12 protein-coding genes are annotated in these 14,362 nt (G+C 70.6%); 6 read left to right on the top strand and 6 right to left on the bottom strand.

Annotated features, from left to right (window positions below; all coding sequences use genetic code 11):
• Positions 1 to 99: 99 nt before the first annotated feature.
• Both AAIL17_RS10790 and AAIL17_RS10785 read left to right on the top strand, forming a co-directional pair.
• The gene (locus AAIL17_RS10790) at positions 100 to 1,533 is read left to right on the top strand and encodes an FAD-dependent oxidoreductase (RefSeq protein WP_424682843.1); all 1,434 of its coding nucleotides are present in this window, start codon (positions 100 to 102) and stop codon (positions 1,531 to 1,533) included.
• A gap of 194 nt (positions 1,534 to 1,727) precedes the next feature.
• Positions 1,728 to 2,072 carry a hypothetical protein gene (locus tag AAIL17_RS10785; protein ID WP_424682842.1) on the top strand — a complete coding sequence of 115 codons (345 nt, stop codon included), beginning with the start codon at positions 1,728 to 1,730 and terminating at the stop codon, positions 2,070 to 2,072.
• Positions 2,073 to 2,138: 66 nt separating this feature from the next.
• Here the strand turns inward: AAIL17_RS10785 and AAIL17_RS10780 are convergent, their stop codons facing one another.
• From AAIL17_RS10780 to groES, 3 genes are all read right to left on the bottom strand, one after another.
• A complete protein-coding gene (locus tag AAIL17_RS10780; protein WP_424682841.1) occupies positions 2,139 to 3,983 on the bottom strand; it encodes an ABC transporter ATP-binding protein in 1,845 nt (614 codons plus the stop codon).
• Positions 3,984 to 4,550: 567 nt separating this feature from the next.
• Positions 4,551 to 6,194 (bottom strand): chaperonin GroEL, encoded by a 1,644-nt coding sequence (gene groL / locus AAIL17_RS10775; RefSeq protein ID WP_424682840.1) that lies wholly within the window; start codon positions 6,192 to 6,194, stop codon positions 4,551 to 4,553.
• 118 nt (positions 6,195 to 6,312) lie between these two features.
• Positions 6,313 to 6,606, bottom strand: a complete 294-nt coding sequence (gene groES / locus AAIL17_RS10770; protein WP_049623107.1) for a co-chaperone GroES — start codon at positions 6,604 to 6,606, stop codon at positions 6,313 to 6,315.
• A 233-nt stretch (positions 6,607 to 6,839) separates the two neighbouring features.
• Between groES and cutA the strand changes: the two genes are divergently transcribed.
• A complete protein-coding gene (gene cutA / locus AAIL17_RS10765) occupies positions 6,840 to 7,178 on the top strand; it encodes a divalent-cation tolerance protein CutA (protein ID WP_424682839.1) in 339 nt (112 codons plus the stop codon).
• A gap of 59 nt (positions 7,179 to 7,237) precedes the next feature.
• Positions 7,238 to 8,134: a DMT family transporter gene (locus AAIL17_RS10760; RefSeq protein WP_424682838.1), complete on the top strand. Its 897-nt coding sequence runs from the start codon at positions 7,238 to 7,240 to the stop codon at positions 8,132 to 8,134.
• A 16-nt stretch (positions 8,135 to 8,150) separates the two neighbouring features.
• On the opposite strand, the gene AAIL17_RS10755 is transcribed toward AAIL17_RS10760, so the two are convergent.
• The 3 genes from AAIL17_RS10755 to AAIL17_RS10745 all read right to left on the bottom strand — a co-directional run bounded on the left by AAIL17_RS10755 (position 8,151) and on the right by AAIL17_RS10745 (position 11,119).
• Positions 8,151 to 8,564, bottom strand: coding sequence for a cupin domain-containing protein (locus AAIL17_RS10755; protein ID WP_424682837.1), 414 nt, complete (start codon positions 8,562 to 8,564; stop codon positions 8,151 to 8,153).
• The gene (locus AAIL17_RS10750; RefSeq protein ID WP_424682836.1) at positions 8,564 to 9,580 is read right to left on the bottom strand and encodes a TlpA family protein disulfide reductase; all 1,017 of its coding nucleotides are present in this window, start codon (positions 9,578 to 9,580) and stop codon (positions 8,564 to 8,566) included. The genes AAIL17_RS10755 and AAIL17_RS10750 overlap by 1 nt, the downstream gene beginning before the upstream one ends.
• Before the next feature lie 105 nt (positions 9,581 to 9,685).
• Positions 9,686 to 11,119 carry a PLP-dependent aminotransferase family protein gene (locus tag AAIL17_RS10745; RefSeq protein WP_424682835.1) on the bottom strand — a complete coding sequence of 478 codons (1,434 nt, stop codon included), beginning with the start codon at positions 11,117 to 11,119 and terminating at the stop codon, positions 9,686 to 9,688.
• 108 nt (positions 11,120 to 11,227) lie between these two features.
• Between AAIL17_RS10745 and AAIL17_RS10740 the strand changes: the two genes are divergently transcribed.
• Entirely contained in the window at positions 11,228 to 12,118 is an 891-nt protein-coding gene (locus tag AAIL17_RS10740; protein WP_424682834.1) for a DMT family transporter, read from the top strand.
• A 68-nt stretch (positions 12,119 to 12,186) separates the two neighbouring features.
• On the top strand, positions 12,187 to 14,361 hold the full coding sequence (locus AAIL17_RS10735) for a protein-disulfide reductase DsbD family protein (protein ID WP_424682872.1): 2,175 nt from the start codon (positions 12,187 to 12,189) through the stop codon (positions 14,359 to 14,361).
• Position 14,362 lies beyond the last annotated feature (1 nt).

Genomic DNA, 14,362 nt, shown 5'->3' with positions numbered 1-14,362 from the left:
CCCCTCCGGGGAGAGGGTTGGGGTGAGGGGCCGGGGCTCGCCGCAATGCGCGCTTTCCCTGCACCGTCGCCGTCGACACGCAAACCGGAGGAGCACCCCATGACCGACAAGCTCTTCCAGTTCCTCGACCTCCCCCGCCAACCGCCACGCACCGTGCCGGTGACCATCCGCGTGCTCGGCTACGGCGAGATCGCCGGCGAGTTCGCCCCGCCCGAGGCCGCCGCGCAGGCCGGCCGCTGCATCGACTGCGGCAACCCGTACTGCGCGCACGCCTGCCCGGTGCACAACCACATCCCGCAATGGCTCAAGCTGGTGCAGGAAGGCCGCATCCTCGACGCCGCCACGCTGATGTACGAAACCAACCCGTTGCCGGAAATCTGCGGCCGCGTTTGCCCGCAGGACCGCCTGTGCGAAGGCGCCTGCACGTTGGAGCAGACCGCCTTCGGCGCGGTGACCATCGGCAGCGTGGAGCGCTGGGTCACCGACGAGGCGTTGCGCCTGGGCTGGCGGCCGGATCTCTCGCACGTGCGCGAGACCGGCCACCGCGTGGCGGTGGTCGGTGCCGGCCCCGCGGGACTGGCCTGCGCCGACCGTCTGCGCCGTGCCGGGGTAGCGGTGGACGTGTTCGACCGCCAGCGCGAGATCGGCGGCCTGCTCACCTTCGGCATTCCGCCGTTCAAGCTGGACAAGGCGGTGGTGCGCACGCGGCGCGCGCTGCTCGAAGGCATGGGCGTGCGCTTCCACCTCGGCGTCGAGATCGGCAACGGCATTCCCTTCGGCGAACTGCTGGCCGACTACGACGCGGTGTTCCTCGGCACCGGCGCCTACGCGTTCGTCGACGGCGCCCTGCCCGGGCGCGATCTGGCCGGCGTGCACGACGCGCTGCCGTTCCTTATCGCCAACGTCGAGCGGCTGCTCGAGGACGCGCCGCTGCCGTCGGCGCTGGACCTGTCCGGCAGGCACGTGGTGGTGCTCGGCGGCGGCGACACCGGTATGGACTGCAACCGCACCGCGCTGCGCCTGGGCGCCGCTTCGGTCACCTGCGTCTACCGCCGCGACGAGGCCAGCATGCCCGGCTCCGCGCGCGAGGTCGGCTACAGCCGCGAAGAAGGCGTGCGCTTCCTGTTCCAGCGCCAGCCGATGGAGTTGCTGGGCGAGGGCGGACGCGTGCGCGCGGTGCGCGTGGTGACCACCGAGCTGGCCGACGACGGCCGTGGTCGCCTGGCGCCGCGCAACGTGCCCGGCACGGAAACCGACCTGCGCGCCGACGTGGTGATCCAGGCCTTCGGCTTCCGCCCCAGCCCACCCGCATGGTGCGCGTCGCACGGCCTCGCCTTGCACGGCGACGGCCGGCTGGTGGTCGGCGGCGACGATCGCCTGCCGTTCCAGACCACCCATCCGCGCGTGTTCGCCGGCGGCGACAACGTACGCGGGGCCGATCTGGTGGTGCGCGCCGTGCACGACGGACGCGAGGCGGCCGTGGCCATTGCGCATGCCTTGCAGGCGACCGTGCGCGACCTCGAAACGGCATAGCGCGCGGGCGGTTCCCGGCCAACTGCCGGCCGGCGGCAAGCGGTGCCGAACGCAGATCGCTGCGTGCTTCACCACCGGTCGACAACCCGGCGTTCAGCCTTCTGTCCGCCCGCTTAAGCGACACCGCGCCGATTCAGAATGCGCTCGGGCAGATCGGCCTAGTGTCGGGATCACCTATCCGCCGGAGCCATCCCATGCGCACGATCCTGTTTGCCGCCTTTGCCGCCGCCAGCGTGCTTGCCCTCCCGGCCTTCACCCAGGTCGTGCCGACCGGCACCGGCACCAGCGCCGGGGGCTCGGCCCACGCCGGCGTATCCACCACCGGCGCGCTTTCGAACGCGGGCGCGGGTGGCAGCACGACGGATGCCGGCGCCAGCGTCAGCGGCGACACGACCAGCACGTCGAACCTGGGCCTTGGCGGCCTGCTCAAGCAGACCCAGGCGGCCGAGTCCTCCACCAGACTCGACGGCAGCGCCACGCTGACCAACCCGTCGGACGTCAAGGCCCTCGAGAAAAAAGCCCGCGCGCACGGACACTGAGTCCTTCGAACGGGAAACCCATCGGCGCCTTCCCGCCCCGCGGAAAGGCGCCGATCCGTGCGCCGGCTAGGCCAGCGCATCCTCCGCCGCCACGAAGCCGCCGGTCTGGCGCTCCCACAGCCGTGCGTACAGACCGCCGTGCGCGATCAGCTGCGCATGCGTGCCGCTCTCCACGATGCGCCCCTTGTCCAGCACCACCAGCCGGTCCATCCGCGCGATGGTGGAAAGCCGGTGCGCGATGGCGATGACGGTCTTGCCCTGCATCAGCAGGTCCAGGCTTTCCTGGATCGCCGCTTCTGCTTCCGAATCGAGCGCGCTGGTGGCCTCGTCCAGCACCAGGATCGGCGCGTCCTTGAGCAGCACCCGGGCGATCGCGATGCGCTGGCGCTGGCCGCCGGATAGCTTGACGCCGCGCTCGCCCACGTAGGCGTCGTAGCCCTGCCGGCCTTCGCCGTCGGAGAGCGTCGGGATGAACTCGTCTGCGCGCGCCTTGCGCACCGCCTCGGCGATCTGCGACGCGCTCGCGTCCGGGCGGCCGTAGAGCAGGTTGTCGCGGATCGAGCGGTGCAGCAGCGAGGTGTCCTGGGTGACCACGCCGATCTGCGAGCGCAGGCTCTCCTGGGTGACGTGGGCGATGTCCTGCCCGTCGACGAGGATGCGCCCGCCCTCCAGGTCGTACAGCCGCAGCAGCACGTTCACCAGCGTGGACTTGCCCGCGCCGGAAGGACCGACCAGGCCGATCTTCTCGCCGGCGTGCACGACCAGGTCGAGTCCCGCGATCACGCCGCCGGCCTTGCCGTAGTGGAAATGGATGTCCTGGAAGCGCACGTCGCCGCGCGTGACGGCGAGCGGCGTGGCGCCGGGCGCGTCCTGCACCGTGCGCGGCTGCGCGATGGTTTCCATGCCGTCCTGCACCGTGCCGATGTTCTCGAAGATGCCGTTGACCACCCACATGATCCAGCCGGACATGTTGTTGATGCGGATCACCAGGCCGGTCGACAGCGCGATCGCACCGACCGTGACCTGGCCGCGGCTCCACAGCCACAGCGCCAGACCCGAGGTGCCGACGATCAGGAAGCCGTTGAGCGTGGTGATGGTGGCGTCCATCGCCGTGGTCTGGCGGGTCATCGCGCGCGTCTTGTCGACCTGCTCGTGCAGCGCGTCGGCCACGTAGGCTTCCTCGCGCCGCGTGTGCGCGAAGAGCTTGAGCGTGAGGATGTTGCTGTAGCCGTCGACGATGCGGCCCATCAGCTTCGAGCGCGCCTCGGAGGCCTTCCATGAACGCTGCCGCGTGCGCGGGATGAAGAACGCCAGCGTGGCGACGTAGAGCAGCAGCCACAGCACCAGCGGCGCGGCCAGCCAGGCGTCGGCCTGGGCGAACATCACGATGGCGCTGCCGGTGTAGATCGCCACGTACCAGATCGCATCGACGATCTGCACCGCCGATTCGCGCAGCGAGCTGCCGGTCTGCATGATGCGGTTGGCGATGCGTCCGGCGAAATCGTTCTGGAAGAACGCGAGGCTCTGGCGGATCACGTAGCGATGGTTCTGCCAGCGGATGCGCGCCGTCACGTTCGGCACGATCGCCTGGTTGACCAGCAGGTCGTGCATCGCGTTGAACAGCGGCCGCGCGACCAGCGCCACGAACGCCATCCAGGCCAGCTCGCGCCCATGCTGGCGGAAGAACGCCGCGCCCTCGGCGACCTTGGCCATGTCCACCAGCCGACCGATGAAGGCGAACAGCGACACCTCGATGACCGAGACGAAGAAGCCGACCACCAGCACAGCCACGAACATCGGCCACACCTGGCGCAGGTAGAACAGATAGAAGCGACCGACCGGCCGCGGCGGCATGGTGTCCACCGGTTCCTTGAACGGGTCGATCAGGGATTCGAACCAGCGGAAGAGCATGGGAGAGCATCGCCTTCGGGGAGCGGGCATTGTGGACCAGCCACCGGCACGGTTGCAGTGAATGGCCGTTCTCGCACGCATCCCCGCGAGCCCCGGCCCCTCACCCCAACCCTCTCCCCGGAGGGGAGAGGGAGCAGAGCGTCGCACGCCTGCAGGCATCGGTCTCGATACGTACAACTGCGCACCGCTCGCGCACGAGCCCACATGCCTCCCTTGCCTCAGCTCCCGAGCGCCCGCGATATAGCGGCGGCAGCTCCTCTAAGAGCAATAGAGGTACTCAGCAAGGCGTAAGGGCACCTAGCTTTTATCTCACCCTGGGCTGAGCAGGCCGTTTCTTTTGGTTACTTTTCTTTGGGCCAGCAAAGAAAAGTGACCCGAGCGCCGACAGGCGGTCGGAAGCCCGCCGCAGGCGAGCCCAGTCGCGTGGAGCCCACGTTAGAGCCGCCCAGAACTATCGACGAAGCCCAATCGCCCCAAGCACCGGAGCTCCAACAGGTGCCCCCGCCACAGAAAAGGAAAACCCCGCACGCGGCGGGGTTTTCTCGGTACTGCGGGGGAAGCGGTGACTTAGAAGTCCATGCCGCCCATGCCACCCATGCCGCCGGGTGCGCCGCCGTGGTTGTGCTCTTCCTTCTTCGGAAGCTCGGCGACGATCGCCTCGGTGGTGATCGCCAGGCCGGCGACCGAGGAGGCGTGCTGCAGCGCGGTACGGGTCACCTTGGTCGGGTCCAGGATGCCCATGCCGACCATGTCGCCGAACTCGCCGGTGGCCGCGTTGTAACCGAAGTTGCCCGAACCGTCCTTGACCTTGTTGAGGATCACGGAGGGCTCCTCGCCGGCATTGGCGACGATCGCGCGCAGCGGCGCTTCCAGCGCGCGGCGGGTGATGGCGATGCCGAGGTTCTGGTCCTCGTTGTCGCCCTTGATGCCTTCGACGGCCTTGAGCGCACGGATCAGGGCGACACCGCCGCCCGGCACCACGCCTTCCTCGACCGCCGCACGGGTCGCGTGCAGGGCGTCTTCGACGCGGGCCTTCTTCTCCTTCATCTCGACCTCGGTGGCGGCACCGACCTTGATGACGGCCACGCCGCCGGCCAGCTTGGCCACGCGCTCCTGCAGCTTCTCGCGGTCGTAGTCGGAGGAGGTCTCCTCGATCTGCGCCTTGATCTGGCTGATGCGCGACTGGATGCGCTCGGCTTCGCCGGCGCCGTCGATGATCGTGGTGTTTTCCTTGGTGATCACCACGCGCTTGGCGCGGCCCAGGTCGTTGATGGTGGCCTTCTCCAGCTGCAGGCCGACTTCCTCGGAGATCACCTGGCCGTTGGTCAGGATCGCGATGTCCTCGAGGATCGCCTTGCGGCGGTCACCGAAGCCCGGCGCCTTGACGGCGGCGACCTTGACGATGCCGCGGATGGTGTTGACCACCAGCGTGGCCAGCGCCTCGCCCTCGACTTCCTCGGCGACGATCAGCAGCGGCTTGCCGGCCTTGGCGACGCCTTCGAGGATCGGCAGCAGCTCGCGGACGTTGGAGATCTTCTTGTCGTGGATCAGGATGAACGGATCGTCCAGTTCGACCTGCTGCGACTGCTGGTTGTTGATGAAGTACGGCGACAGGTAGCCGCGGTCGAACTGCATGCCTTCGACGACGTCGAGCTCGTTCTCCAAGCCCGAGCCCTCCTCGACGGTGATCACGCCTTCCTTGCCGACCTTCTTCATCGCGGTGGCGATGATGTCGCCGATGTTGGAATCGGAGTTGGCCGAGATCGTGCCGACCTGCGCGATCGCCTTGTCGTCGGCGGTCGGGTTCGACAGCTTCTTGAGCTCGCCGACGGCCGCAACCACGGCCTTGTCGATGCCGCGCTTCAGATCCATCGGGTTCATGCCGGCGGCGACGGCCTTGAGGCCTTCCTGGATGAACGCCTGCGCCAGCACGGTGGCGGTGGTGGTGCCGTCACCGGCGACGTCGGAGGTCTTGGAGGCGGCTTCCTTGACGATCTGCGCGCCGAGGTTCTCGTACTTGTCGGCCAGCTCGATCTCCTTGGCGACGGACACGCCGTCCTTGGTGATCGTCGGGGCGCCGAAGCTCTTCTCGAGCACGACGTTGCGGCCCTTCGGGCCGAGGGTGACCTTGACCGCGTTGGCCAGGGTGTTCACGCCCTTGAGGATGCGCGAGCGGGCGTCTTCGCCGAAGCGGACTTCTTTGGCTGACATGAATTTTTTTCCTCGAAAAAAATTGAAATAGGTACGGAAAATTCCGCGGGATGCGTTCAGAAGGAGCCGGAGGCGACTGGCGTGCGCGCTTGTTTTCCGCGCTCAGCCAGTCTGTCGATCAACCCTCGATCACCGCCACGATGTCGTCTTCCTTCAGGAAGACCAGCTCTTCGCCGTCGATCTTGATTTCCTGGCCGGCGTACTTGCCGAACAGGACCACGTCGCCTTCCTTCAGGCTCATCGGGCGCACGTTGCCGTCTTCCAGGATGCGGCCGGTGCCGGCGGCGATGACCTTGCCGCGGGTCGGCTTCTCGGTGGCGCTGTCGGGGATGACGATGCCGCCGGCGGAGACGCGCTCCTCTTCCAGGCGCTTGACGATGACGCGATCGTGCAGCGGACGCAGTTTGCTCATGGACGGAACTCCACTAGTTCGGGTTGAAAGAAAGCGAGGATCACCGAGCTGCTGTTAGCACTCGGTGACGGTGAGTGCCAATTCTAGCGACGCGGCCGGCCCCTGCAAGAGGCTGGACCGCGAATGGCCTTGCAGGTGGGGTGGTGCCCGCGGCGTTTCAAGGCTTGGCCTGGCGCGAAGCGATCCGGCCAGCTTCGACGGCCGGGGCGCGGGAGGGGCTACCATGCCGCGCCATGCCCGAACCCGTCCTGCTCTGCTACTGCACCTGCCCCGATGCCGACAGCGCCCGGCGCATCGCCGAGGCGCTGGTCGCCGAGCGCCTGGCCGCCTGCGTGAACCAGTTGCCCGGCATCGCCTCGACCTATCGCTGGCAGGGCAAGGTGACCACCGATGCCGAGCACCTGCTGCTGATCAAGACCACCGCCGCCCGCTTCGAGGCCCTGCGCACGCGCCTGCTGGCGCTGCATCCGTACGACCTGCCCGAGCTCATCGCGGTGCCGGTCGAGCACGCGCATCCTCCCTACCTGGCCTGGGTCCGCGAGGCGACGGCCGAGGCGCCGCAAGACTGCTGACAGCCGTTGTCAGTGGCACTGCCGCAAACTCGCATCTCCCCCTTCCCGCCCGCCCCAAGATGAAGAAGATCGACTACGCTGTCCTGCTTTCGCTGGGCGCCCTGTGGGGCGGCTCGTTCCTGTTCATGCGCATGGGCGCCGGCGCCTTCGGTGCCTGGCCGCTGGCCGGGCTGCGCGCCATCGGCGCGGCGCTGTGCTTCCTGCCGCTGCTGCTCTCGCGGGCGCGGTTGGCCGAATGGCGGGCGCACTGGAAACCCATCGCCGTGGTCGGCCTGGTCAATTCGGCGCTGCCCTTCGCCCTGTTCACCTTCGCCACGCGCAGCCTGCCGGCCGGACTGGCCTCGATCATCGACGGACTGACGCCGATGTTCGCCGCCGTGGTCGGCTGGCTGTGGCTGGGCCAGCGGCTCGATGGCTGGCGCATCGTCGGACTGCTGGCCGGCTTCGCCGGGGTGGCCTGGCTGGCCGAGGGCAGCCTGGCGCTGGGGCCGGGTGCGGGCACGGCACTGCTCGCCGGCGTGGTCGCCACCATGCTTTACGGCTACGTGGTGCACTACACGCACCTGCGCCTGGCCAGCGTCAATCCGCTGGTGGTGACCGTCGGCAGCCACATGGTGGCGGCGCTGGTGCTGCTGCCGCCGACGGTACTGGCCTGGCCGGCGCAGTCGCCGCCGCTGCAGGCATGGCTGGCGGCGGCGGGGTTGGCCGTGCTGTGCACCGCGCTGGCCTACGTGCTGTTCTTCTGGGTGCTGGCCCGGGTCGGCGCCACGCGGATCATGGTGATCCCCTACCTGATCCCGGCCTTCGGCGTGCTGTGGGGCGCGCTGCTGCTGCACGAGCCGGTGACCGCCGGCATGCTCGGCGGCTGCGCGGCGATCCTGCTGGGCACAGCGCTCACTACCGGGCTGGTCGGCGCGTGGCGCGGGACGTCGCGCCTGGCCGCCGAAGAAGGCTGAGGCGCAACAACCGCCGTCACTTCGCTGGATCCTTCGGCCGATCGGATGACACCTCGGGCACGCTGAGCGGCGCACCAGGCGCGGCCACGAACACCACCAGCAGACGCGCCGGCTCGCGGTCGCTGGCATTGGCGCTGATCCGGTGATGCGCGCCCGGCGGCTCGAACCAGCTCTCGCCAGCGCGATAGACGCGCGGGCGCTGCCCCGCCAATGCGCTGCGCACGCGCCCTTCGAGCACGTAGACGAAGGCTGCGCCGGGATGCCGGTGCGCGCGGGAGGACTCGCCCGGCGCGTAGCGCACGGTGATCGCGGTCAGTTGCCGGCCCGGCGCATTCGCCAGCGGCGTATCCAGCAGGCGGTGCTCGCTGGCGCCGCCGGCGAATGTCGTCAGCGGCAAGCACAGCACCCACGCCCAGGCCAGCCGGCGCATCAATGCGCCTTGCCCGCGCCGAGCAACGGCCGCAGCGCGGCGGCGAGATCGGCCTGTCCGTCCAGCCGCCGCACGATGCGCCCCTGCGCGTCCGCCAGCAGCACGGTCGGCACGTGCATCACGCCGAAGCGGCGGAACAGCGCGCCGTCGGTATCCAGCGCCAGCGGTATCGCCACGGCGTGCTTGCGGCCCCAGGCCTCCACGTCGGCGCGCTCGGCCCACAGGCCCGAGGCGATGCCCAGCCAGCGCACGCCCGGCGCGGCGGACAGCGACGCCACCTGCTCGCGCATGCGCCGGCAGGCCGCCGCGACGGCGGGACGGCTGTCGGCCAGGTAGCTCTCACACCAGGGCGAAACGAACACCAGCACAGTCGGCTGCGCCGGTGCGCCGGCGCCGATCCGGAAGCGGCCGCCATCGAGCGTATCGATCGCCAGCGTCGGCAGGCGTTCGTCCGTGTCGCGATGGGTGGGCACTTCCGTCGACGGCGCGACCGGGGGCGCCGCATCGGCGTGCCGCGCGGCGACCAGCGCATGTTCCAGCGCATCGTTGACCTCGTGGCCGACGAAGGCGATGCGCCCGTCGCGGCCGATCACCACGTGCTGCGGCGTCACGCGCAGGCGGAACGCTTCGCCCAGCGTGCCGTCCGTGTCGAACACGATCGGCATCTTCAGGCCCATCTCGCGGCGGTACTTGCGCACCTGTTCCACGCTGTCCTCGAAACCGACGTCGACGGCGATCACTTCCAGGTCGGACCCGGCCTGTTCGAAGGTACGTTCGAAGTGCGGCATCTGCTCGCGGCAGGGCACGCACCAGGTGGCCCAGAACTTCAGGTAGACCGCCTTGCGGCCGTACAGCTTGCCCAGGTCGATGGTCTGGCCATCGATGGTCGTGAGCCGCAGCCGCGGCGCCGGCGTACCGACCAGGCTGCGGCCGGCGGCCACGGCACGCTGCTGGCCGGAATCGGCCCACGACGGGAGGGCAAGCATCCACAGGCAGAGCAGGAGCAGGCGGCGCATGGAAGGTTCCGATGGAGAGAGGCCTCCATGCTGGTCCGCGCCCTTGGAGCGGATAAGAGCCAATCGCCGGCAAAACAGGGGAACCACCGTTCCGGGGCTCGGGAATCAACCGAGCAACCGCGCGATCCGCCGCACCGCCTCGTCGATCGTAGCCTCTTCCACCCGCCCGAAGCCGAAGGCCAGACCGTTGGGCGCCGGTCGGCCCAACGCATAGCCCCCGAGCGCCTCCAGGTGAATGCCCTGCGCCGCCGCCTGCGCGACCAGCTCGCACGCGCGCACCCCGCGCGGCAGCCGCGCCGCCAGGTGCAGGCCGGCGCTGGAGGGCCAGACCTCCAGGCGGCCGCGGCCATGGCGATCGAGCGCCTCCAGCAGCCGCTCGCGCCGTTGCGCGTAGACGCGCCGCATGCGTCGCACGTGCCGCGCCAGATGCCCCTCGGCGATGAACGCGGCGAGCGTCTCCTGCGCAGCCGGATCGCCGTAGCCGTCCGCCAGCCGCCGGGCCCGGGCCAGCGCCGGGGCGAGCCACGCCGGTGCCACTGCGTAGCCCAGCCGCAGCGCCGGGAACAGGCACTTGGAAAAGGTGCCGACGTAGCAGACCGTGCCGGCGCGATCGAGCGTCTGCAGCGCGTCGAGCGGGCGTTCGCCGTAGCGGAACTCGCTGTCGTAGTCGTCCTCGATCACGGTGGCGCCGTGTGCCTGGGCGAAGGCCAGCAGCGCCGCGCGGCGCCGCGGCGACAGGGTGACGCCGAGCGGGAACTGGTGCGAGGGCGTCACGTAGATCACCCGCGCCTGCGCGGGCAGGCGCTCGACCACCAACCCCTCGGCGTCCACCGGCACGCCGACCAGTTTCGCCCCGGCCGCCGCGAAAGCCTCGCGCAGCGGCGGATAGCCTGGCTCCTCCACCGCGACCACCGTGCGACCCGGCGTCACCAGCACGCGCGCGAGCAGGTCGAACGCCTGCTGCGCGCCGCGGGTGACGATCACGTCGTCCGGGCCGCAGGCCACCGCGCGGGCGAACGCCACGTGATGAGCAATCGCCTCGCGCAGCGCCGGCTGTCCCTGCGGCGCGCCGTACACGGGCGCCGCGCGCGAGGCCGCGCGCCAGGCGCGCATCGACAAGCGCCGCCATACGTCGAAGGGAAACGGCCGCGCGTCCGGGCTGCCCAGGCGGAAGTCGCAGGGCACCGTGGCCGGCGTCGGCGGCGGCGGCGGAGCGATGCCGCGCCAGGGTGCCGCGAGCCGGCGGTCGGTGCCGTCGGCGGCGGGCGCCGATGGGCGCGGCGTACCCAGCGCCGCCACGAAATTGCCGGCGCCCTGGCGCGCCTCGAGGTAGCCCTCGCTGAGCAGCCGCTCGTAGGCGGCGACCACGGTGTTGCGCGAGAGCCCCAACGCGGTGGCCAGTTCGCGCGTGGCCGGCAGGCGCAGGCCGGCGGCGAGGCGCCCGTCCAGAATCGCCGCGCGCAGTTGCGCGTGCAGCGCGTGCAGGCGCTGGCGCGAGCCGCGCGGAGGCAGTTCCAGCGGGAACTCGAACGGATGCACGCGCCCTCCAGCCGGGAAAATTGGACCAAGAGACTTGCCTCATTGTGGATCTTTTGCAAGTCCAGCACGCCACCTAGCCTGAGCCCATTCCACGCGCCGGAGCTGCCGATGAAACGCCTCGACCTGGCCATGCTGTTGCTGCTCGGCGCGCTGTGGGGCGCCTCGTTCCTGTTCATGCGGATGGGCGCGGACGCCTTCGGCGGCATGGCGCTGGCGGGCCTGCGGGCGATCGGCGCCTCGCTGTGCTTCCTGCCACTGCTGGCCAGCGCCGGCCGTCGCGCCGAATTGCGCCGGCACGCCTGGCCGATCGCGGTGGTCGGCGTGAGCAACGGCGCGTTGCCCTACGTGCTCTTCTCGTTCGCGGCACGCAGCCTGCCGGCGGGCCTGTCGGCGATCTTCGACGCGCTCACGCCGCTGCTGGTGGCCGCCTCCGGCTGGCTGTGGCTGGGCCAGAAGCTCGACGGGATGCGCCTGGCCGGTCTGCTGGTCGGGTTGGCCGGCGTGCTGTGGCTGATCGGCGGCAGCGCCGGGAACACGCACGGCGGCGCGGGCAGCGGCTGGGCGATCGCGGCCTGCCTCGGCGCGGTGGCCTGCTATGCCTTCACCGCGCACTACAGCGAACGCCGGCTGCCGGCGGTGTCGTCGCTGACCGCCGCGGCCGGCGGGCAGTTCGTCTCCGCCCTGCTGCTGGCGCCCGCGACGCTCGCGTACTGGCCGGCGCGGCCGCCCGGCGCGGAGGCATGGGCCGCCATGGCCGGCCTGGCGGTGCTGTGCACGGCGGTGGCCTACGTGCTGTTCTTCCAACTGATCGCGCGCACCGGCGCGGCGCGCACGATGGTGGTGCTGTACCTGATCCCCGCCTTCGCGGTGCTGTGGGGCGCGCTGTTCCTCGGCGAACGGGTGACCCTGGCGATGGCCGGCGGTTGCATCGTGATCCTGTTCGGCGTGGCACTCACCACCGGCGTGCTGCGTCCACGGCCGACGACGCGGCCGGCATAAGGCCGCAGCCATCGGCGGCGCGGCGCAAGCCGCGCCATAATCCCTTCAACCCACCCAGGGTCCCCATGATGCGATCGATGTTTTCCGGCCGGCTGGCCGCCTTCGCCCTGCTTCTGCTGGGCCTGCTGTTCACGCTTCCCGCGACGGCGCAGGAGGACGATGGCCTGCTGCCCGTCACCGAGGCCTACAAGCTCAGCGCCGACGCCTCCACGCCGGGCGTGCTCAAGCTGCACTGGGAAATCGCGCCGGACTACTACCTCTACCGCGGCCGCATGAAGTTCAAGCCGGCCGACGGCGTGACGCTGGGCGAGCCGACCTTTCCCGACGGCGAGAAGCACCACGACGAGTACCTGGGCGACGTGGAGATCTACCACCACGCGATCGACGCCAGCGTGCCGTACACGGTGGCGCCGGGCACCACGCGGCTGCGCCTGGGCGTGCAGTTCCAGGGCTGCCACGAGGTCGATCCGAAGATCTGCTATCCGCCGCATACCGAGCAACTGGACCTGCCGCTGCCCGCGGCCGGCGCCGCGGCCGGGGGCGGATCGCTCGGCGCCGCGCTGCAGAGCCTGGGCGCCACCCACGGTTCCACCGGCGGCGATACCCCGCTCCCCGCCGAGCAGGCGTTCAGGCTCGAAGCGGTGGCGCAGGACCCTCAGCACCTGCTGCTGCGCTGGACGATGCCGCCCGGCTACTACCTGTACCGCGACCAGACCCGGCTGCAGTTGCGCGACGGCAAGGGCCTGGCGCTGGCGCCGCAGTGGCCGGCCGGCACGCGCAAGGACGATCCGCACTTCGGCGACGTCACCGTCTACTTCAACGAGCTGGACCTGCCGGTGACCGTCACGGGCGACGCGGGCGGACGCACGCGTCTGGTGCTGGAAGCCAGCTTCCAGGGCTGCCAGGACGGCGGCCTGTGCTATCCGATGATGACCCGCGTGCTGGACGTCGACCTCGGCGGCGCACCGGCGACCGGTACGCCCACGGCCACCGCCCCGGAAGCGCCGCCGACGTCCGCGACGCAGGGTCCGCTACAGACCAGCCTTTGGCTCGCCCTGCTGCTCGCCCTCGGCGGCGGTCTGGTGCTGAACCTGATGCCGTGCGTGCTGCCGGTGCTGTCGATCAAGGCGGTGGGCCTCCTGGAAAGCGGCGAGAGTCCGGCGCGCGCGCGCGCGCATGCGCTGGCCTACACGGCCGGCGTGCTGCTGAGCTTCGTGGCGCTGGGCCTGGGCATCCTCGCCTTGCGCTCGGCCGGCCACGCGCTGGGCTGGGGCACGCAGTTGCAGCAGCCGCTGCTGGTCGGCGTGCTGGCGCTGGTGATGCTCGCGGTGGGCCTGTCGATGTCCGGGCTGGTGCAGTTCGGCGCCTCGCTGGGCAACACCGGCGCCGGGCTGGCCACGCGCGGCGGCGCGGCCGGCGACTTCTTCACCGGCGTGCTGGCGGTGGTGGTGGCCAGCCCCTGCACGGCGCCGTTCATGGGCAGCGCGCTGGCCTATGCCTTCGCCGCGCCGGCCGTGCACGCACTGCTGGTATTCGTGGCGCTCGGCATCGGCCTGGCGCTGCCGTTCCTGCTGGTCGGTTTCGTGCCGGCCCTGGCGCGGCGGCTGCCGCGGCCGGGCCGCTGGATGGAAACGCTCAAGCAGTTCCTGGCCTTCCCGATGTACCTCACCGCCGCCTGGCTCGCCTGGGTGCTGGCCAACCAGCGCGGCGCCGACGCGGTGGGCCTGCTGCTGGTCGCTGGCGTGTTCCTGGCGCTGGCCCTGTGGTGGTTCGAGCGCAGCCGTGGCCGCGGCGGCCTGGTTCGCGCGCCGGTGCTGCTGGCGCTGCTGGCTACCGCGGCGCCGCTGTATGCCTTGTCGCAGTTGCCCCCGCCGATGCGTGCGGCGCAGGCCGGCGACGGCGTGGTCGCCTACAGCCCGGAAAAGCTGGCCGAGCTGCGCGCCGCCGGCACCCCGGTGTTCGTCGACATGACTGCCGACTGGTGCGTCACCTGCAAGGCCAACGAGCACACGGTGCTGGACACGGCGGCCTTCCGCGACCTGCTCCAGCGCACCGGCACGGTCTACATGAAGGGCGACTGGACCGACGTGAACCCGACCATCGCCGCCTTCCTCGAGCAGTACCACTCGCCCGGCGTGCCGCTCTACGTGGTGTTCCCGCACGGCGGCGGCGAGGGACGCAAGCTGCCCACCGTACTCACCTCGGGCCTAGTCGAACAGGCGTTGACCCAGGCGGCGCGCTGAC

Source organism: Frateuria sp. YIM B11624 (assembly GCF_049727805.1).
Taxonomy (GTDB): domain Bacteria; phylum Pseudomonadota; class Gammaproteobacteria; order Xanthomonadales; family Rhodanobacteraceae; genus Frateuria_A.
This window is presented reverse-complemented; position numbering and strand designations above follow the sequence as displayed.

Excerpts from the sequence above, each read along its gene's own strand:
- AAIL17_RS10790 (WP_424682843.1), top strand. The coding sequence starts at position 100 with ATGACCGACAAGCTCTTCCAGTTCCTCGACCTCCCCCGCCAACCGCCA.
- AAIL17_RS10760 (WP_424682838.1), top strand. The coding sequence starts at position 7,238 with ATGAAGAAGATCGACTACGCTGTCCTGCTTTCGCTGGGCGCCCTGTGG.
- cutA (WP_424682839.1), top strand. The coding sequence starts at position 6,840 with ATGCCCGAACCCGTCCTGCTCTGCTACTGCACCTGCCCCGATGCCGAC.
- AAIL17_RS10785 (WP_424682842.1), top strand. The coding sequence starts at position 1,728 with ATGCGCACGATCCTGTTTGCCGCCTTTGCCGCCGCCAGCGTGCTTGCC.
- AAIL17_RS10755 (WP_424682837.1), bottom strand. The coding sequence starts at position 8,564 with ATGCGCCGGCTGGCCTGGGCGTGGGTGCTGTGCTTGCCGCTGACGACA.
- AAIL17_RS10780 (WP_424682841.1), bottom strand. The coding sequence starts at position 3,983 with ATGCTCTTCCGCTGGTTCGAATCCCTGATCGACCCGTTCAAGGAACCG.
- AAIL17_RS10750 (WP_424682836.1), bottom strand. The coding sequence starts at position 9,580 with ATGCGCCGCCTGCTCCTGCTCTGCCTGTGGATGCTTGCCCTCCCGTCG.
- groL (WP_424682840.1), bottom strand. The coding sequence starts at position 6,194 with ATGTCAGCCAAAGAAGTCCGCTTCGGCGAAGACGCCCGCTCGCGCATC.
- AAIL17_RS10735 (WP_424682872.1), top strand. The coding sequence starts at position 12,187 with ATGCGATCGATGTTTTCCGGCCGGCTGGCCGCCTTCGCCCTGCTTCTG.
- groES (WP_049623107.1), bottom strand. The coding sequence starts at position 6,606 with ATGAGCAAACTGCGTCCGCTGCACGATCGCGTCATCGTCAAGCGCCTG.
- AAIL17_RS10740 (WP_424682834.1), top strand. The coding sequence starts at position 11,228 with ATGAAACGCCTCGACCTGGCCATGCTGTTGCTGCTCGGCGCGCTGTGG.